Annotated in this window: 19 protein-coding genes; 13 read left to right on the top strand and 6 right to left on the bottom strand. The window is 65.5% G+C overall.

The annotated features are described in order from the left end of the window. Positions 1-28: 28 nt before the first annotated feature. Positions 29-451, bottom strand: coding sequence for a nucleoside-diphosphate kinase (gene ndk / locus AB7M16_RS36675; protein ID WP_025035862.1), 423 nt, complete (start codon positions 449-451; stop codon positions 29-31). Positions 452-766: 315 nt separating this feature from the next. Here ndk and AB7M16_RS36670 point away from each other — a divergent pair, with 315 nt between their 5' ends. The 3 genes from AB7M16_RS36670 (at position 767) to AB7M16_RS36660 (ending at position 3,314) form a co-directional block, all read left to right on the top strand. Continuing rightward, a complete protein-coding gene (locus tag AB7M16_RS36670) occupies positions 767-1,021 on the top strand; it encodes a sulfur globule protein precursor (protein ID WP_172786478.1) in 255 nt (84 codons plus the stop codon). A 213-nt stretch (positions 1,022-1,234) separates the two neighbouring features. Further along, positions 1,235-1,408 carry a hypothetical protein gene (locus AB7M16_RS36665; protein WP_172786477.1) on the top strand — a complete coding sequence of 58 codons (174 nt, stop codon included), beginning with the start codon at positions 1,235-1,237 and terminating at the stop codon, positions 1,406-1,408. A gap of 46 nt (positions 1,409-1,454) precedes the next feature. Beyond that, positions 1,455-3,314, top strand: coding sequence for an ABC-F family ATP-binding cassette domain-containing protein (locus tag AB7M16_RS36660; RefSeq protein ID WP_453946992.1), 1,860 nt, complete (start codon positions 1,455-1,457; stop codon positions 3,312-3,314). 134 nt (positions 3,315-3,448) lie between these two features. Here the strand turns inward: AB7M16_RS36660 and AB7M16_RS36655 are convergent, their stop codons facing one another. Next, positions 3,449-4,414 (bottom strand): tripartite tricarboxylate transporter substrate-binding protein, encoded by a 966-nt coding sequence (locus AB7M16_RS36655; RefSeq protein ID WP_453946990.1) that lies wholly within the window; start codon positions 4,412-4,414, stop codon positions 3,449-3,451. Between the two features lie 160 nt (positions 4,415-4,574). Next, entirely contained in the window at positions 4,575-5,045 is a 471-nt protein-coding gene (locus tag AB7M16_RS36650; RefSeq protein WP_453946989.1) for a MarR family winged helix-turn-helix transcriptional regulator, read from the bottom strand. A gap of 97 nt (positions 5,046-5,142) precedes the next feature. On the opposite strand from AB7M16_RS36650, the gene AB7M16_RS36645 reads away from it, so the two are divergent. Both AB7M16_RS36645 and AB7M16_RS36640 read left to right on the top strand, forming a co-directional pair. After that, positions 5,143-5,511 (top strand): antibiotic biosynthesis monooxygenase family protein, encoded by a 369-nt coding sequence (locus AB7M16_RS36645; RefSeq protein ID WP_212257557.1) that lies wholly within the window; start codon positions 5,143-5,145, stop codon positions 5,509-5,511. 24 nt (positions 5,512-5,535) lie between these two features. Further along, positions 5,536-6,009 (top strand): hypothetical protein, encoded by a 474-nt coding sequence (locus AB7M16_RS36640; protein ID WP_453946987.1) that lies wholly within the window; start codon positions 5,536-5,538, stop codon positions 6,007-6,009. A 93-nt stretch (positions 6,010-6,102) separates the two neighbouring features. On the opposite strand, the gene AB7M16_RS36635 is transcribed toward AB7M16_RS36640, so the two are convergent. The 3 genes from AB7M16_RS36635 to AB7M16_RS36625 all read right to left on the bottom strand — a co-directional run bounded on the left by AB7M16_RS36635 (position 6,103) and on the right by AB7M16_RS36625 (position 8,699). Continuing rightward, a complete protein-coding gene (locus AB7M16_RS36635) occupies positions 6,103-6,591 on the bottom strand; it encodes a hypothetical protein (RefSeq protein ID WP_212257555.1) in 489 nt (162 codons plus the stop codon). A gap of 149 nt (positions 6,592-6,740) precedes the next feature. Beyond that, on the bottom strand, positions 6,741-7,193 hold the full coding sequence (locus tag AB7M16_RS36630) for a DNA polymerase III subunit chi (RefSeq protein ID WP_453946985.1): 453 nt from the start codon (positions 7,191-7,193) through the stop codon (positions 6,741-6,743). Positions 7,194-7,199: 6 nt separating this feature from the next. After that, positions 7,200-8,699 carry a leucyl aminopeptidase gene (locus AB7M16_RS36625; protein WP_453946984.1) on the bottom strand — a complete coding sequence of 500 codons (1,500 nt, stop codon included), beginning with the start codon at positions 8,697-8,699 and terminating at the stop codon, positions 7,200-7,202. A gap of 338 nt (positions 8,700-9,037) precedes the next feature. Between AB7M16_RS36625 and lptF the strand changes: the two genes are divergently transcribed. The 8 genes from lptF (at position 9,038) to AB7M16_RS36585 (ending at position 18,069) form a co-directional block, all read left to right on the top strand. Continuing rightward, complete coding sequence (gene lptF, locus AB7M16_RS36620; RefSeq protein ID WP_172786469.1) at positions 9,038-10,204, top strand: LPS export ABC transporter permease LptF; 1,167 nt, start codon at positions 9,038-9,040, stop codon at positions 10,202-10,204. Beyond that, positions 10,201-11,298: an LPS export ABC transporter permease LptG gene (gene lptG, locus AB7M16_RS36615; protein WP_172786468.1), complete on the top strand. Its 1,098-nt coding sequence runs from the start codon at positions 10,201-10,203 to the stop codon at positions 11,296-11,298. The genes lptF and lptG overlap by 4 nt, the downstream gene beginning before the upstream one ends. After that, positions 11,298-13,784: an LPS assembly protein LptD gene (locus tag AB7M16_RS36610; protein WP_439400700.1), complete on the top strand. Its 2,487-nt coding sequence runs from the start codon at positions 11,298-11,300 to the stop codon at positions 13,782-13,784. The genes lptG and AB7M16_RS36610 overlap by 1 nt, the downstream gene beginning before the upstream one ends. A 61-nt stretch (positions 13,785-13,845) precedes the next feature. Beyond that, the gene (locus tag AB7M16_RS36605; RefSeq protein WP_172786466.1) at positions 13,846-14,781 is read left to right on the top strand and encodes a peptidylprolyl isomerase; all 936 of its coding nucleotides are present in this window, start codon (positions 13,846-13,848) and stop codon (positions 14,779-14,781) included. Further along, positions 14,781-15,818: a 4-hydroxythreonine-4-phosphate dehydrogenase PdxA gene (pdxA, locus tag AB7M16_RS36600; protein ID WP_172786465.1), complete on the top strand. Its 1,038-nt coding sequence runs from the start codon at positions 14,781-14,783 to the stop codon at positions 15,816-15,818. The genes AB7M16_RS36605 and pdxA overlap by 1 nt, the downstream gene beginning before the upstream one ends. Continuing rightward, positions 15,818-16,675 carry a 16S rRNA (adenine(1518)-N(6)/adenine(1519)-N(6))-dimethyltransferase RsmA gene (gene rsmA / locus AB7M16_RS36595; RefSeq protein ID WP_439400702.1) on the top strand — a complete coding sequence of 286 codons (858 nt, stop codon included), beginning with the start codon at positions 15,818-15,820 and terminating at the stop codon, positions 16,673-16,675. The genes pdxA and rsmA overlap by 1 nt, the downstream gene beginning before the upstream one ends. Positions 16,676-16,698: 23 nt before the next feature. After that, on the top strand, positions 16,699-17,757 hold the full coding sequence (locus AB7M16_RS36590; protein ID WP_172786463.1) for an alcohol dehydrogenase: 1,059 nt from the start codon (positions 16,699-16,701) through the stop codon (positions 17,755-17,757). A 75-nt stretch (positions 17,758-17,832) separates the two neighbouring features. Beyond that, positions 17,833-18,069: a hypothetical protein gene (locus AB7M16_RS36585; protein WP_212257547.1), complete on the top strand. Its 237-nt coding sequence runs from the start codon at positions 17,833-17,835 to the stop codon at positions 18,067-18,069. Positions 18,070-18,112 lie beyond the last annotated feature (43 nt).

The following is an 18,112-nucleotide window of genomic DNA, read 5'->3' as shown; positions in this document are numbered from 1 at the left end:
GCCCGTTGTTTCTAACCTGCCGGCTGGATCAGCCGACGATCTCGTTGCCCGAGAAGAACTGCGCGATCTCGATCGCGGCGGTCTCCGGCGCATCCGAACCGTGCACCGAGTTCTCGCCGATCGACTTGGCGTAGAGCTTGCGCACGGTGCCCTCGGCGGCCTTGGACGGATCGGTCGCGCCCATCACCTCGCGGTACTTGGCGATCGCGCCTTCGCCTTCCAGGACCTGAACCACGACCGGGCCGGAGGTCATGAACGCCACGAGCTCGCCGAAGAAGGGGCGCGCCTTGTGGACGGCGTAGAAGGTCTCGGCCTGCTCCTTGGTCATGCGGATGCGCTTCTGCGCCACGATGCGCAGGCCTGCCTTCTCGATCACGGCATTGACCGCGCCGGTCAGGTTACGCTCGGTCGCGTCGGGCTTGATGATCGAGAACGTGCGTTCGATGGCCATAATATTGTCCTTGGGGAAGAAGGCGGGTGGTTGTCGAGTTGCGGGGCTTATATCGGCGCCTTTGCCGGACGGCAAGCGACCGCCGAAACGGCCTCACAGGCGCTTCGCCGCAGGCGGCCGGCGTCCGATTTCGGCTTGGATGACAACAATTTCACCCAGATGAACCCAATCTGAAACCGCCGTGAGGGTCCGGTTCAGCTTCGCCAGCGTAAGGTGGCTCCATCGAAACCGAAGCCCGATCGTCAGGCGGACCGTTTCGGAGGCCTTTCCATCGACGCGGATTCCCCCGCGCCGGGCAGTTTTGAGGAGATCACCATGTTGAGGAAACTTTCGCTTGCCGCTGTCGCCGCGGTTGCGCTCGGTGCCGCGCTGGCGCCGACCTCGGCCTCCGCTCATTGGCATGGCGGCGGCCCGGGCTGGCATGGCGGTGGCGGCTGGCACGGCGGCTACCGCTGGGGCGGTCCGCGCTACTATGCTCCCGTCTCCTACGGTTATGGCGGCTGCTATGTGCGCCGGCTGGTCCCGACCCCCTGGGGACCCCGCTGGCGGCTGATCAACCGCTGCTACTGAACCCATCAGCACCTTTCGAAGGGTACCTAAGCCCCCCACGGTACCTGCCAAGAGAAGCCCCGGCGCCCCTCGCCGGGGCTTTGCCTTTGAGCGGACAAGGCGCAGCTCATACAATTTTTACGAGAATGTCCGGCATTCCCTACAGCCGGCGAAACCATTTCGCCGGCAATGACTTGGTACCGTGTCTTTACTTCGAGAACACGGAACCTTGCGATGGCTGGGCCTTTTGCCAGTGACAGCGAACAGATCGACCGGCGCACCAGCCGCTCGATTTGCGATGCCGTGGGCGAACGGCTGCAGCAGAGCCTCCGGCCCGAGCCGCGCCTTCCGACCCATCTCGAGCAGCTCCTGAACGAGCTGCGGCGGCGTGAACGCGAGACGCACTGACGGAAAAACGGGTTGCGTTCGACGCGCCTTGCGGTGACAAGGCCGCATGCTCGCCATCAACGACCTCTCCATCCGCCTCGCCGGACGCCTTTTGATCGACCAGAGTTCCGTGCAGATCACGCCCGGATCGCGCGTCGGCCTGGTCGGACGCAACGGCACCGGCAAGTCGACGTTGTTCAAGGTGATCCGCGGCGAGCTTGCGGCCGAGCACGGCACGGTGACCCTGCCGCCGCGCTGGCGCGTCGGCAGCCTGGCGCAGGAAGCGCCGAACGGCCCCGAAAGCCTGATCTCGGTCGTGCTCAAGGCCGACCTCGAACGCGACGCGCTGCTCACCGAGGCCGAGCACGCGACCGATCCGCACCGCATCGCCGAGATCCAGACCCGCCTCGTCGACATCGACGCCCACTCGGCGCCGAGCCGCGCGGCCGCGATTCTCTCCGGCCTCGGCTTCTCCGCCGCCGATCAGCTCCGCCCCTGTGCCGAATTCTCCGGCGGCTGGCGCATGCGCGTCGCGCTCGCCGCAACGCTGTTCGCGGCGCCCGACCTTCTGCTGCTCGACGAGCCCACCAACTATCTCGACCTCGAAGGCACGCTGTGGCTGGAGGATCACCTCGCGCATTATCCGCGCACGGTGATCGTGATCAGCCACGACCGCGACCTCCTGGAAAGCTCGGTCGACCAGATCCTGCATCTGGAGCGCGGCAAGCTCACGCTCTACAAGGGGTCTTATTCCTCGTTCGAGGAGCAGCGCGCCGCGCGCGAGCTGCTCGATGCCAAGGCGGTCAAGCGCCAGGAGGCCGAGCGCGCCCGCCTCCAGGCCTTCGTCGACCGCTTCAAGGCCAAGGCATCGAAAGCCCGGCAGGCACAGTCTCGCGTGAAAATGCTGGAGCGGCTGAAGCCGATCACGGCGCTGGTCACCGAGGACGTGCGGGAGATCAGCTTCCCGGCGCCGGAGAAGATCTTGTCGCCGCCGATCATTGCCGTCGACAACGCCTCGGTCGGCTACGACCCGGCGAGCCCGGTGCTGGGCCGCGTCACCTTGCGCATCGACAATGACGACCGCATCGCGCTGCTGGGCGCCAACGGCAACGGCAAGTCGACGCTGGTGAAACTGCTCGCCGGACGTCTCGCGCCGTTCTCGGGCAAGGTAACGCGCGCCGACAAGCTGTCGATCGCCTATTTCGCGCAGCATCAGCTCGATGAGCTGACCGAAGACGCCTCTGCCTACGATCACGTCCGCAAGCTGATGGGCGATGCGCCCGAGGCCAAGGTGCGCGCCCGCGCCGGCGCGATCGGCTTCTCCGGCAAGGCCGCCGACACCAAGGCTGGCAAATTGTCAGGCGGCGAGAAGGCGCGCCTCCTCCTGGGCCTTGCGACCTTCTTCGGCCCCAACATGATCATCCTGGACGAGCCGACCAACCATCTCGACATCGACAGCCGCGGCGCGCTTGCCGAGGCGATCAACGAGTTTTCCGGCGCGGTGATCATGGTCTCGCACGACCGCTATCTGATCGAGGCCTGCGCCGATCGGCTCTGGATCGTCGCCGATCGCACCGTCACCAATTACGACGGCGACCTCGACGAATATCGCCGCCTGGTGCTGTCGACGCGCAACGCCGAGGCCCCGCGCGAGCGCAGCGCGCCGCCTGAGAAGCCGCTGCGTCCAAGAGTGGACAATCGCGGCTCACTGAAGAAGCGCATCGCCGAAGCCGAGGCCGAGATCGCGCGCGTCAGCGAGATCATCGCCAAGATCGACACGGCGCTGGCCCTGCCCGACATCTTCACGCGCGATCCCAAGCAGGCCGCGCAGCTGTCGAAGGCGCGCGCGAACGCGGCCGACGCGCTGGCGCGCGCCGAGGAGCAATGGCTGGAGGCGAGCGCGCAATTCGACGAGGCGGCGGGTTAGCGCCTCCACCGCGCGCCAGCCAAACGTGCAAAACAACCCCATGCACAGTACCGGCATTATGGCACCGGCGAACTAGCCTTTGAACAAGCTGCTTTTTACCCGCTCGGCCGGCAAGCCTCGCGGGGCCCAAAAGCTCAATCCGCGTATTGCCCGGCCGCCTTGATGATCGGGGCCCAGCGGTCGATCTCACTCGTCAGCATCGCACCTAACGCCTCCGGCGTCGCCTTGTCCTGCGGGACCGGCTCGGTGTTGATATCGTTGAACCGTGCGATCAGCGCGGGATCCCTAAGGGCCGTCTGAAGCGCCGCGGTCAGCTTCTGAACGATCGCCGGCGGCGTGCCCTTGGGCGCATAGATGCCGTGCCAGACACCAAGCTCGAAACCCTTGAGGCCGGCCTCGTCGGCCGTCGGCAGATCGGGAAGACTCTTCAGCCGTTCCTTGGTGGTGATCGCATAGGCCTTGACCTGCTTGGCCGTGATCGGACCGGTGGTGTTGGTCGCTTGATCGCAGGTGAGATCGATCTGCTTGCCGAGCAGATCGTTCATGATCGGGCCGTTACCCTTGTACGGCACCGTGGTGAGCTGCTTCTGGATCGCGGTCATGAACAGCATGCCGCAGAGATGCGAGGCCGCACCCAAGCCGGCATTGGCATAGGTCAGCTTGTCGCCCTGCTGCTGGGCGTAGGCGACCAGGTCCTTGAGCGTATCGGCCGGGAAGTCGGGGCGCGCGATGATGGTCATCGGCGCGTTGGTGACGAGCCCGATCGGCGCAAAGGCCGTTTTGGTGTCGTAGCTGAGATTGCGGTAGAGCGTCGCGGCGGTCGAGATGCCGACGTGATGGATCAGCAGCGTGTAGCCGTCCGGCTGGGCGCGCGCGGCCCGGGTCGTGCCGATGGTGCCGCCGGCGCCGGTCGCGTTCTCGACGATGACCTGCTGTCCCAGGGATTTCGCCATGCCCGCCGCGGTCAGCCGGGCGATGGTGTCGGTCGGCCCGCCCGCGGCGAATGGCACCAGCATGGTGATGGGCCTGGTCGGATAGTCCTGGGCGAATGCCGCACTGAGCGGCAGAAGCAGCGCCGATACGAGGGCAATGTACCGCATAGTTTCCTCCGGATTGTTGTTTGCGCCATCAAAGCGCATTCAGGGGCGCGCGGCCATCACGAAAGCGACGTCAGCAGGAACCTTGCAGCGGTCGAGCGCGCGCCGAGGCCGACCGCATCGCATTCGGTGCGACCGCGCGCGCCCTTGCCGCTTGCCCGCGCTACGTCTGCGCCTCGGCTTCGCTCTCGAGCTTCGTCCGTAGTGCCGTGACGATGCGATGAACCGTTTGCAGATCCTTGACCGACAGCCCTTCGGAAAGGCTGTTGACCCACGGCATCTGCAGGGCCATGGCGGCATCGAAAGCACGGCGCCCCTTGTCGGTCAGGACGACGAGCTGCGCTCGGCGGTGGTGCGGATTGGCCTCGAAAGCAACGAGGCCTTCCGCATGGAGGTCGTTGACGATCCGCTGCACGTTTTGACGATTGCCGCCCAGATCGCGGGCGAGCCAGGCCACCGGCTGGGGCCGCTCCGCCTGCACGATGGCGCCGAGAATCTGCCAGCGGGCGCTGGTGAGCCCGAGCCGGGCCACCAAGCGGTCGCCAGCGGTCAAGAGCAGGCTGTTCAGCCGGAACAAGTCAAGCATGAGGTCGGTCAGAGCATCGCCGGCCGGCGTTCGTTGGGATTTTCGCATCCGTCACCATAGACAGTTATTGACATCATGATGTCAAATTACTAAATTATCCATAGTACCCGATTGACATCATAAAACCATCTCGACGGAGTTCGTCATGGCGCGCCTACGCCCACTGGACCCTGACTGTCCCATCGAGCGCCAGCTCGGCATCGACACCGGCCCCGTGGTGCTGGTGAATCTGTTCACGCTCGACAAGGCCGATGAACAAAGCTTTCTCCAAATCTGGCAAGACGATGCCGCCTTCATGAAGCGGCAGCCGGGCTTCATCTCCACCCAGCTTCACCGAGCAATTGGCGAAAGCCCCACGTATCTGAACTATGCGGTTTGGCAGACGACCGCCGACTTCCGGGCTGCGTTCACGCACCCCGAGTTCAGGTCGAAGATCTCGGCCTACCCCGCATCCGCCGTCGCCTCCCCGCACCTTTTCGAGAAGGTCGCGGTGCCCGGCATTTGCGTCGCGTAGCTCGCTTCGAGAACGGCAGACCCGATGACCAGGATCATCCACCCAATCGCGGGAGCGGTCGCACTGACGACCATTGCAACCTTCTGGCTTTCCACGGCTCTCACCGAGCTATTTGCGTCACACCAGACCATCGCCATGGTGAAGACCGCCATACCGTGGGGCTTCCTGTTGCTCATTCCGATGCTCGCGGCGACGGGAGGTTCGGGATTCGTCTTGGCACAGGAGCGGCGCGCCGGCCTGATCGGTGCGAAGATCAAGCGCATGCCGTTCATCGCCGGCAACGGCATCCTGGTTCTGATTCCCGCCGCGTTGTTTCTTGCCTCCAAGGCGAAGGCCGCGGAGTTCGACACCACGTTCTACGCGGTGCAGACTCTCGAATTGTTTGCCGGCGCGATGAACATCGCCCTTCTCGGCCTCAATATGCGCGACGGCTTCAAGATGAAGGGCAGTTTCCGCGCTCGCCAGCCCGATCGCTTCAACACCAAGCCGATCCTCTGAGCGCGCCGCCAAGCCGACTTTGCATCGGGTCCGCCCCGCTCACCTCCTGGATCGGAGACTCTTCCGTTTCACTGCGGCGCAGGCGATCCCCGACTACGCGTGCTTCTTCTTCGGCTTGGCCGCCCTCGGCATCGGCTGCGGGTCCGGATTGCCTTCGATCGAGGACAGACGTCCAGCGGTGAACGTGTAGACGCCCGCGCGCGGACCAGTCGTCCACGTGACCACGGCGACGCGGCGGCCGGCGGCATCGTTGGAGAGATTGATGCTCGAGGGCGCGCCGATGCCGCGCACCACGTCGCATTCGGTGTGGCCGAGCGCGACCGTGCCGCCCATCGGCGCGGTCGTCGAGGCATTGGCATCGGCCGGTCCGGGCGGCGGCGCCATGCCGGGACAGGCGCCGTCGGCGCTGACGAGATCCTCAGCTCCGACCGGCTTGTCCGGGGTCAGCGGCGGCGATTCGATCGAGATGTTCTTGATGAAGAGACGGCCGGGTTTCTGGAACCATTCGGCGTCCTTCGACAGCAGGTCGGTGCCGCCCGAGCAGCCCGCGACCAGCGGTGCTACGGCAACGAGCGCAATCATGAGCGAGCCGGGAAGCTTTTGATGTCGCACGATAAACTAATTCCCCGCGTGAAGGACCAGCCCTAAGCGTTTGTCCCAACATCCCTTTGCGGCACGAAGGTGGCCGAAGCCAGCATCGCCCGAAAAGTGCAAATTATCATTAATTGCGGCTAATTGCGTTTCTGCCACCGGCCCCGGTCGTCGGCCTGCCAATAGGTGACATCAAATCCCCGCGCCTTGCAATCCGTCCAGGCCGTGCGGGCGAGCGCGAGCGCGTCGGGATCGTCGCCGTTGAACAGCAGCACCATGCGCTCGTAGGCCTGTGCGTCCTCCGGCAGCGCGGCGTTGTCGACCAGGAAGCGGACATTGGCCCCATTGGGATTGCCGCCCTCGATCGCCAGCACGATCGGCTGGTCGGCAACATCGTTCACCCGCCATGTCGCGTGCGGCAGGAATGAATCGTCGCGATAGGTCCACAAATGCGAGTCGAGCGCGTCGGCGCGCTCCTCCGAGGTCGACTGCACCACGACGCGCCAGCCGCGCTCGAGCGACTTCTCGAGCAGCGGCGGCAACACATTCTCCACCGTCATGTTTTGCAGATGGTAGAACAGCACTTCAGTCATGTCGGATCATTTGCGCTCGTAATGGTCGGCGACCAGGCGGTCGAGCAGGCGGACGCCGTAGCCGCTTCCCCAGCTCTGGTTGATGTCGGTCTTCGGCGCGCCCATCGCGGTGCCGGCGATGTCGAGATGGGCCCAGGGCACACCGTCGACGAAGCGTTGCAGAAATTGCGCGGCGGTGATCGAGCCGCCATGGCGGCCGCCGGTGTTCTTCATGTCGGCAAACTGGGAATCGATCAGCTTGTCGTATTCGGGGCCGAGCGGCATGCGCCAGACCTTCTCCCCGCTCTCGATGCCGGCCGTGAGCAGTCGCTCGGCCAGTTCGTCGTTGTTGGAGAACATGCCGGCGTGCTCGGTGCCGAGCGCCACCATGATCGCGCCGGTCAGCGTCGCCAGATCCACCATGAATTTCGGCTTCACCTTCTTGGCGACGTACCAGAGCACGTCGGCGAGCACGAGGCGGCCCTCCGCGTCGGTGTTGATGATCTCGATGGTCTGGCCGGACATCGATGTGACGATGTCGCCCGGCCGCTGCGCGTTGCCGTCGGGCATGTTCTCGACCAGGCCGATGGCGCCGACCGCGTTGACCTTCGCCTTGCGCGCCGCGAGCGCATGCATCAGGCCGACGACGCAGGCCGCCCCGCCCATGTCGCCCTTCATGTCCTCCATGCTGCCGGCCGGCTTGATCGAGATGCCGCCGGTGTCGAAGCAGACGCCCTTGCCGACGAAGGCGACCGGGGCCTCGCCCTTCTTGGCTCCGTCCCAGCGCATGACCACGGTGCGGCTCGGCCGCGCCGAGCCCTGGCCGACGCCGAGCAGCGCGCCCATGCCGAGCTTCTGCATCGCCTTGACGTCGAGCACCTCGACCTTGACGCCGAGCTTGCGCAGCTGACCGGCTCTGCGGGCGAATTCCTCCGGGAAAAGCACGTTCGGCGGCTCGTTGACGAGGTCGCGAGCGATGATCACGCCGTCGACGACGTGGCCGGCCGCAGCGAACGCCTTTTTCGCCGCACCGGCATCGCCGACCGCAAGCGAGACGTCGGCGCGCGCGCCGCCCTCCTCGCCGTCCTTCTTCCTGGTCTTGTAGCGATCGAACTTGTAGGCGCGTAAGCGCAGGCCCGAGGCGATCGCAACCGCCTGCTCGCTCGTCATGGCGCCACCCGGCAGTTCCGCGAGGACGGTCATGGCGCTGGTGCCGACGGGCAGCTTGCTGGCGGCCACCCCGCCGAACTTGAGGAAATCATTCGCCTTGAGGCCGGTCGCCTTGCCGGCGCCGATCACGATCAGCCGGGTCGCCTTCACCCCCTCCGGTGCCAGAATGTCCAACGCGGCCCCGCTTTTGCCCTTGAAGGCGGCCGCGGCCGCGGCGCGCTTCACGATGTCGGCAGCGCCACCCAGCGCCTTGGCCGTCGCCGGGCCGAGCTTCAGGCCGTCGTCGCAAAACACGACCAGGATGCCACGGGGGGCGGCAGACAACGGGACAAAGCCGACCTTGATGGCATCGGACATGGATAACTCCTCCAAAACATGGGGTTTTTCGTCGTTCGGGGGTCCGAGCACAAGCCGGAGCTGAACGGCGATTCACTGAGGCTTCCCCCACTATGGGCCAGCGGCCAGCCCGATGCCAAGCGCCGCCGTGGCCGCGGGGCCACAACGCCCGAAATATTAACCATATAATGAGGGTGCCACGGGGCAGCCATTTTGTTGACGGATCAAAGGGATGGTAGTGAGAGAATGAACCGCCGGAAGAGCTGTCGGCCGACCTTGGGGATCCCCTGACGGGGATTGGTTGGACCGCCGGAATTCTGGTCGACATTGGGGACTTGGGTGGGTTCGTGCGGTAGCGCATGGGGTCGATCGATAGGTATATCTTCCGCACGACGCTGGCGTCGTTTGCGCTGGTCCTGGTCAGCCTCACCGGCGTGATCTGGATTACGCAGGCGTTGCGCGGCATCGACCTGATGACGAGCCAGGGTCAGACCATTCTCACCTTCCTCGGCATCACCAGCCTCGTGATCCCGGCCCTGGTCCTGATCATCTCGCCGATCGCGCTGATGATCGCGATCTCGCACACGCTGAACAAGCTCGCGACCGATTCCGAGATCATCGTGATGAATGCCGCCGGCTTCTCGCCGTTCCGGCTGTTCTATCCGTTCTTCTACGCCACCTGCGTGGTGGCCCTGCTGGTCGCCTTCATCGCGGCCTATCTCGCCCCGGACGGCATGCGGCGGATCAAGCAGTGGGATGCCGAGATCACCGCCGACGTGCTCACCAACATCCTGCAGCCCGGCCGCTTCGCCCGGCTCGACGAGAACCTCACGATCCGGATTCGCGAACGCCAGCCGGGCGGCATCCTTGCCGGCATCTTCATCGACGACCGGCGCGATCGGAACGAGCGCGTCTCGATCGTCGCCGAGCGCGGCGAGGTCGTGAAGAACGAGACCGGCTCGTTCCTGGTGCTGGAGACCGGCAATCTCCAGCGCTTCGAGGCGGGCAAGCGCGATCCGGCGCTGGTGGCCTTCGGCCGCTACGGCTTCGACATGTCGAAATTCTCGAAGGGCCGCGACGTCACCCTCGGCATTCGCGAGCGCTATCTCTGGGAGCTGCTCTGGCCATCCGAGACCGATCCCGTCTACAAGGAGATTCCCGGGCAGTTCCGCGCGGCCCTGCACGACAGCCTGCTCGCGCCGATCTATCCCTTCGCCTTTGCGGTGCTGACCTTTGCCTTCCTCGGAGCGCCGCGCACCACCCGCCAGAGCCGCAACTTCTCGATCGCCTCGTCGATCGTCGCGGTGTTCGGCCTGCGCATGGCCGGCTTTGCCTGCTCGGTGATGGCGGTGAAGTCGCCGAGCCCGGTGCTGGTCCAATATGCGATGGTCTTCGGCGCGATCGGCGCTGGGCTGTGGATGATCATCGGCGGCGTCGTGGTCGAAGCGCCTCCCGGCCTGATGGAGGCCATCAACAGGTCGAACGCACGGATCGCGCGGCTGTTCGGACGTCCGGCCACCGCATGAGCATGCTCACCAACACACTCGGGCGCTATTTCGCCGGCCGCTTCGTGGTCGCCGCGCTCGGCGTCTTCGGCGGCATTTTCCTGCTGCTGGTGCTGGTCGATTACATCGAGATGGTACGCAAGACCTCAGGGCTCGCCTCCGCCTCCGCGATCATGGTGGCCGAGACTTCGCTGTTCCGGGTGCCACAACTGCTGGAGAAGCTGACGCCGTTCTGCATGCTGATCGGCGCCATGACCTGCTATCTCGCCCTCTCCCGCCGGCTCGAGCTCGTGGTGGCGCGCGCGGCGGGCATCTCCGCCTGGCAGTTCATCTCGCCGGCGCTCGGCAGTGCGCTGCTGATCGGGGTGATCGCCACCGTCGCCTACAATCCGATGTCGGCCAATTTGCGCGAGCTGTCCAAGCGCATGGAGGCCGAGCTGTTCGGCTCGGCGCCCGGCGGCGGCATTCAGGACGCCTCCGGCTTCTGGCTCAACCAGCTCACCAACGACGGCCAGACCATCATCAATGCGGCGCGCAGCGAGCAGCAGGGCATCCGGCTCACCGGGCTGACGCTGTTCCGGTTCGACCAGGACCAGCACTTCAAGGAGCGGGTCGAGGCGCGCGAGGCGACGCTGGAGTCGGGCCGCTGGCTGTTCAAGAGCGTCCGCCGCTTCTCGCTGGACGGACCGCCGATCGACCAGCCCGTTCTTGAGATACCGACCACGCTGACCGAGGCGCAGGTCCGCAACAGCTTTTCCACCCCCGAGACTGTGTCCTTTTGGCAACTACCGAGCTACATCCGCTCCTCCGAGAGCTCGGGCTTCGCGACAGCCGGATACCGACTCCAGTATCAGAAGCTTCTGGCACAGCCGTTTTTGCTCGCAGCCATGGTGATGCTCGCGGCCTCCGTGTCGTTGCGCTTCTTCCGGATGGGCGGCGTGCAGAAGATGGTTTTGAGTGGCGTGGGCGCAGGCTTTCTGCTCTACGTTCTGTCGAAAGTAACTGAGGACTTGAGCAAGGCTGAGTTGATGCATCCGATCGCTGCGGCGTGGTTGCCCGTTGTGGTGGGCGGCCTCACCGGCTTTTTGGCCTTGCTCTATCAGGAGGACGGATAGTGACTGCCGTCCGCCGAGGGCTCGTGTCTCGTTTGACGCGGCGCACATTGGTGCGCGCGAACGGGTGCGGCTTGTCCGTCCGCAGGCTCCTGCTTGCCGTCGTCGCGGCTGCCTCGCTGGGCGGCTTGATCGACGCTGCCGTGGCGCCGGCTAAGGCCCAGAGCTTCACCTACAATCCGCTGCCGCCGCGTCCGAAGCCGCCGAGGGCCCCCAACGACAACCAGATGCTGGTTCAGGCCACCGAGGTCGACTACGACTACAACAATTCGCGCGTCTCCGCCGTCGGTAACGTGCAGCTGTTCTACAACGGCACGAGCGTCGAGGCCGACCGGGTCATCTACGACCAGAAGACCAAGCGGCTGCATGCCGAAGGCAACATCCGCATGACGGATGCCGACGGCAAGATCACCTATGCCGAGATCATGGATCTCTCCGACGATTACCGCGACGGTTTCGTCGATTCGCTGCGCGTGGACACGGCCGATCAGACCCGTATGGCCGCGAGCCGCGCCGACCGCTCCAGCGGCAATTACACGGTGTTCGAGAACGGCGTCTACACGGCCTGCGCGCCGTGTAAGGAGGATCCGAAGAAGCCGCCGCTGTGGCAGGTCAAGGGTGCCCGCATCATCCACGATCAGCAGGAGAAGATGCTGTATTTCGAGACGGCGCAGCTCGAATTCTTCGGCGTGCCGCTCGCCTACATGCCCTATTTCTCGACCCCCGACCCCACCGTGAAGCGTAAATCCGGCTTCCTGATGCCGGGTTATATTTCCGGCACGACGAACACGGGCTATGGCGTCGAGGTTCCCTATTACTGGGCGATCGCGCCCGACATGGACGCAACCATCACCCCGCGCTTCTTGTCGCGGCAAGGCGCGCTGCTGCAGGGCGAATTCCGCCAGCGCCTGATCGACGGCGCCTACCAGATCCGCGCCTACGGCATCTACCAGCTCGATCCCGGAGCATTCGCCGGGCAGCCCGGCGACCGCGAGTTCCGCGGCGCCATCGACACCAAGGGTCAGTTCGCGCTGAACGACAAATGGGTCTGGGGCTGGGACGGCGTCCTGATGTCCGACTACTATTTCTTCTCGGATTATCGGCTCTATCAATACCGCGATCCGCTCGGCTCGTTCCTGTTGCTGCCGACGGAAGCGCTGTCGCAGCTCTATCTGACCGGCGTCGGCAACCGCAGCTTCTTCGATGCGCGCACGATGTACTGGCTGAGCTATTCGGGCAACCAGAGCCAGGTGCCGATCGTCTACCCGGTGATCGACTACTCCAACGTGCTCAACTATCCCGTCTTCGGCGGCGAGTTCAGCTACAAGACCAATTTCGTGAACCTGTCGCGCGACGATGCGGTGTTCGACCCGATCACGACGCTCGCCAACACCAACGGCCTGTGCACCACGGCATCGGCCGATCCGCTGGCGCGGATGCCCGCGCAGTGCCTGTTGCGCGGCTTCCCCGGCACCTACACCCGCCTCTCGGCGGAAGCGCAGTGGCGCAAGTCCTTCACCGACCCGTTCGGCCAGATCTGGACGCCGTTCGCGAGCCTGCGCGCAGACGCGATCAAATCCTCGGTCTCCAACCAGCCCGGCGTGTCGAACTACCTGCCCGTCGGCGACACCGAGGCGTTCCGCCTGATGCCGACCGTGGGCCTCGAGTACCGCTATCCGTTCATCAACGTTCAGCCCTGGGGCTCGACCACGCTCGAGCCGATCGCGCAGATCATCATCCGTCCGAACGAGACCTATGCCGGCAGGCTACCGAACGAGGACGCCCAGAGCCTGGTGTTCGACGCCGCGAACCTGTTCAACGTCGACAAGTTCTCCGGCTACGACCGTGTCGAGGGCGGCGGCCGCGCCAATGTCGGCGTGCAGTCCACCACGCAGTTCGACAGGGGCGGCGCCGTCAAGGTGCTGTTCGGCCAGTCCTACCACCTGTTCGGCCTGAACTCCTTCGCGGTCCAGGATGCCATCAACACCGGCCTGAACTCCGGCCTCGACAAGCCGCGGTCCGATTACGTCACCAGCGCCAGCTACTCGCCGAACAGCACCTACACGTTCAGCGTCCGCTCCCGCATGGACGAGCAGACCTGGAACGTGCAGCGCTTCGAGGCGGAAGGCCGCGCCAACTTCAATCGCTGGTCGGTCAGCGTGCTGTACGGCAATTACGCAGCCCAGCCGGAATTGGGCTATCTGACCCGCCGCGAGGGCATCCTGACGACGGGCTCGCTGAAGGTCGCGACCAACTGGGTGGTGTCGGGCTCGGCGCGCTGGGACCTCGAGGCCAACAAGATCAACCAATACGTGCTCGGTGCCGGCTATGTCGACGATTGCTTCGTGCTGGCGGCGAATTACGTAACTTCGTATAGCTATTCCGCGGGCACCGCACCGCCCACGCTGAGCCACGCGTTCATGTTCCAAATCGGCCTGCGCACGCTGGCGAACTCGTCGACGAGCAGCAGTTCCGCCGGCCTCCAGTGAACAGTTTAAAGTGTCGGCCGCGTTTGCCCTATCTCAACGCGGTCGACATGCGAGCGACATCATGACGACGCCATTGCCTATCTTCCGCCTCCTTCTCGCCATCGGTGCCGGACTGATGTTGGCCGCCCTGCCCTCACCGTCGCGCGCGCAAAACATCGTCGTGATGGTCAACGGCGATCCCATCACCGATTTCGACATCGAGCAGCGCACCAAGCTCGACCAGCTGACGACGCAGAAGACCCCGAGCCGGCAGGAGGTCATCAACGAGCTGATCGACGACAAGGTGAAGATCAAGGAAGGCAAGAAGTACGGCGTAGATCCCGGCGTGTCCGACATCAACCAGTCCTATGACGGCATGGCGCAGCGCATGCGCATCACACCGGACCAGCTCACCAAGACGCTCGAAACCAAGGGTGTCCGCTCGGAGACGCTGAAGAGCCGCATGAGGGCCGAGATGGTCTGGGGCAGCCTCGTGCGCGGCCGCTTCAAGGAGAAGCTGCTGGTCGGCGAGCGCGACGTCGCGCAGGCCGTGCAGGCGCAGACCGGCGATAAGCTGCAGGTCGAGGGCATCGAGTACAAGATGCAGCCGATCGTGCTGATCGTGCCGCGCGGCTCGTCGGCGGCGTTCCTGGAAACCCGGAAGAAAGAAGCCGAGTCCTATCGCGCCCGCGTCGGGAGCTGCGAGGAGGCCAATTCGCTGTTCCGCTCGACCCCGAACGCCACCATCCGCGACGCCGTCACCAAGACCACCGCCGAGCTGCCCGAGCCGCTGCGCAAGGTGCTCGACGACACCGCGATCGGCCATCTGACCGCGCCCGAGATGACCAAGAACGGCATCGAGATGGTGGTGCTGTGCTCGCGCAAGCCGACCATGATCGACACGCCGAAGAAGCGTGAGGTCCGCGAGAAGATGTATCAGGAGAAGTACGAGAAGACGCAGAAGGCCTATCTCGACGAGCTCCGCAAGGCGGCGATGATCGAATATCGCAACCGCTGATGGCCAAGCCCCACCCAGAGCCCTCCACCAGGTCCGCAGCCAAGCCCCTTGCCCTCACCCTGGGAGAGCCCGCCGGCATCGGTCCCGACATCACGATCGCAGCCTGGCGCAGCCGGGGCGAGCTGAACCTGCCCGCCTTCTATCTGCTCGGCGACGAGGCGCTGATCGCGCGCCGCGCCAAGGCACTCGGCACCGACATCAGGATCGCCACGGTGAGCCCCGGAGAGGCGACGTCCGCCTTCAAGGATGCCCTGCCCGTGGTCGCGACCGGCGAGCGCGCCACCGCCGAGCCCGGCAAGCCCGATTCATCCAGCGCGCCGGCCGCACTCGCCTCGATCCGGCAGGCGGTCATCGACGTGCGCGCAGGCCGTGCCGGCGCCGTCGTCACCAACCCGATCGCCAAGAGCGTGCTCTACCGCGCCGGCTTCCGTCATCCCGGCCACACCGAATTCCTCGCCGAGCTCGCCGCGGAGAGCGGCCGCGTGCCGCAGCCGGTGATGATGCTGTGGTCGCCGCAGCTCGCCGTCGTGCCGGTGACCATCCACGTCTCGCTGCGCGATGCGCTGGGAGAGCTCACCAGCGAGCTGATCGTCTCGACCGTCCGCATCGTCGCCGCCGAGCTGAAATCCCGCTTCGGCATCGCAACGCCGCGCATCGCGATCTCCGGCCTCAATCCCCATGCCGGCGAGGACGGGTCGCTCGGCCACGAGGAGCAGACCGTCATCGCCCCGGCGCTGAAAGTGCTGCGCAACGACGGCATCGAGGCCAGGGGTCCGCTGCCCGCCGACACCATGTTCCACGAGGCGGCGCGACGAACCTATGATTGCGCGGTCTGCATGTATCACGACCAGGCGCTGATCCCGATCAAGACCGTCGCCTTCGACGACGCCGTCAACGTCACGCTCGGACTGCCCTTCATCCGCACCTCGCCCGATCACGGCACCGCCTTCGACATCGCCGGCACCGGCAAGGCCAATCCGGCGAGCCTGATCGCCGCGCTCAAGCTTGCGAGCCGCATGGCGGCGTCGCAAAGCTGATGAGCGCGATCGACGACCTCCCGCCGCTGCGCGAGGTCATTCGCCAGCACGCACTGTCGGCGCGCAAATCGCTCGGCCAGAATTTTCTGCTCGACCTCAATCTCACCGCCCGCATCGCGCGCGCGGCGGCACCGCTGGAAGATTCCACGATCGTCGAGATCGGCCCGGGTCCCGGCGGGCTGACGCGCGCGCTGCTCGCGCTCGGCGCGAGACGCGTCATCGCCATCGAGCACGACGAGCGCGCGATCCCGGCCTTGCAGGATATTGCCGCGCGCTATCCTGACCGGCTCGAGATCGTGCATGGCGATGCCATGACCTTCGATCCGCGCCCGCTGCTCAATGGTGAAAGAGCAAAAATCGTCGCCAACCTGCCCTACAACATCGCGACACAGCTTCTGATCAACTGGCTCATTACCGAGCCCTGGCCGCCCTGGTACGAGATGATGGTGCTGATGTTCCAGCGCGAGGTCGGCGAGCGCATCGTCGCGCGCGAGGACGAGGAGGCCTATGGCCGGCTCGGCGTGCTCGCCAATTGGCGCTGCGAGACCAAGATCCTGTTCGACATTGCGCCGTCGGCCTTCGTGCCGCCGCCGAAGGTCACGTCCTCCGTCGTGCGCCTCAAGCCGCGGCCGGAGCCGCTGCCGTGTGATCGCAGGCTGCTCGAGCAGGTCGCCGCCGCCGCGTTCGGCCAGCGCCGGAAGATGCTGCGGCAAAGCCTCAAATCGCTCGGCGTCGATCCGGCACGGCTTGCGCAGGCCGCCGGCGTCGATGCGACGCGGCGCGCCGAGACCATTCCCATCTCCGGCTTTGTTGCCATGGCCCGTGAATTGGCGGATATACGCAGCGAAGCCGAGTAACCAAGAATTCCGGAGGAAAGAAAATGGCGTTGATGCGTCGGCAGTCCCTGGTCAAGTTCGATGCGCCCTTGTGCGAGACCATCGTCGACACGCCGAAGCCGAAAGGCGCCGAGGTTCTGGTCCGCATCGAGCGCTGCGGCCTCTGCCACTCCGATCTCCACATCCAGGACGGCTATGCCGATCTCGGCGGCGGCAGGAAGCTCGACACCACGCGCGGCATGACGCTGCCCTTCACGCTCGGCCACGAGATCGCCGGCGTCGTGGACGAGGTCGGCCCCGATGTTCCCTCCAGCCTCGTCGGCGCCAAAAAGGCGGTGTTCCCGTGGATCGGCTGCGGTCAGTGCCGCGATTGCGCCAATGGCGACGAGAACCTTTGTGTGAAGCAACGCTTCCTCGGCGTCTCCATCGACGGCGGCTTCGCCACCCACGTTCTGGTCCCCGACGCAAAGTACCTGCTCGACTACGATCCCCTGCCCGTCAACCAGGCCGCGACCTTGATGTGCTCCGGCGTCACCGCCTATGGCGCGCTCAAGCGCCTGGTCGACCGGCCACGCCAACGCAATTTGCTGCTGATCGGCCTCGGCGGCGTCGGCATGATGGGCCTGTCGTTCGCGCAGGCGATGTTCAAGCAGCCGATCACGGTCGCCGACCTCTCGCCGGCCGCGCGCGAGACCGCACTCAAGAACGGTGCCGCGGTGGCCTACGATCCGGCCGAGCCCGACGTCATCAAGCGCATCCTGAAGGAGACCGAGGGCGGCTTCGACGAGATCGTCGATTTCGCCGGCAACGAGAAGTCGATGGCCTTTGCCGTCGCGGTTGCCGCGCGCGGCGGCAAAATCGTGGTGTCCGGCCTGATGGGCGGCCAGTTCACGCTGCCGATGGTGCAATGGGTGTACAAGCGCATGACCATCGAAGGTTTCATGGTCGGCACGCTCGCCGAAGCCCACGAGCTGATGGCGCTCGCCCGCGCCGGCAAGATCAAGCCGACGCCGATGCGCGAGGAGCCGATGGGCGACGTGCAGAAATGGATCGACGAATTGCGCGCCGGCAAGGTCGTCGGCCGCATCGTGCTGAAGAACTGACAACAGCGCGGGCGGGTCCGACGCAAGTCTCGCCCGCCGCACGGAACGCCTGCGGCCGCGCCGCGTTGGCTGCGCATGTCGATCCGTTGCACCGTCGAAAGCGCGTTCTTCATCGCCTGGAGCTGCCTGGAGAAGAGCGGCGAGCTCGGGCCGCCGGACGCGACCGCGAACTTCCTGCTCGACGCCATCGAGGCCCAGCTTCGAACCGGTGAGCGCCGGCAATTGATGCTCGCCAACAAGGCGATCGACGCTTACCGCGCGGCTGCGGCACAAGGCCGACTGGCGGGGGATCGCGAAGTCCGCTGCGGCTGACGATCCTCGCTGCCGTCCAGCCAGCTGAAGCACACGACGTCGT

It is taken from the genome of Bradyrhizobium sp. USDA 372, assembly GCF_053629095.1.
Note: the sequence above shows the minus strand (reverse complement) of the source record. Positions and strands in the feature narration are given on the sequence as shown.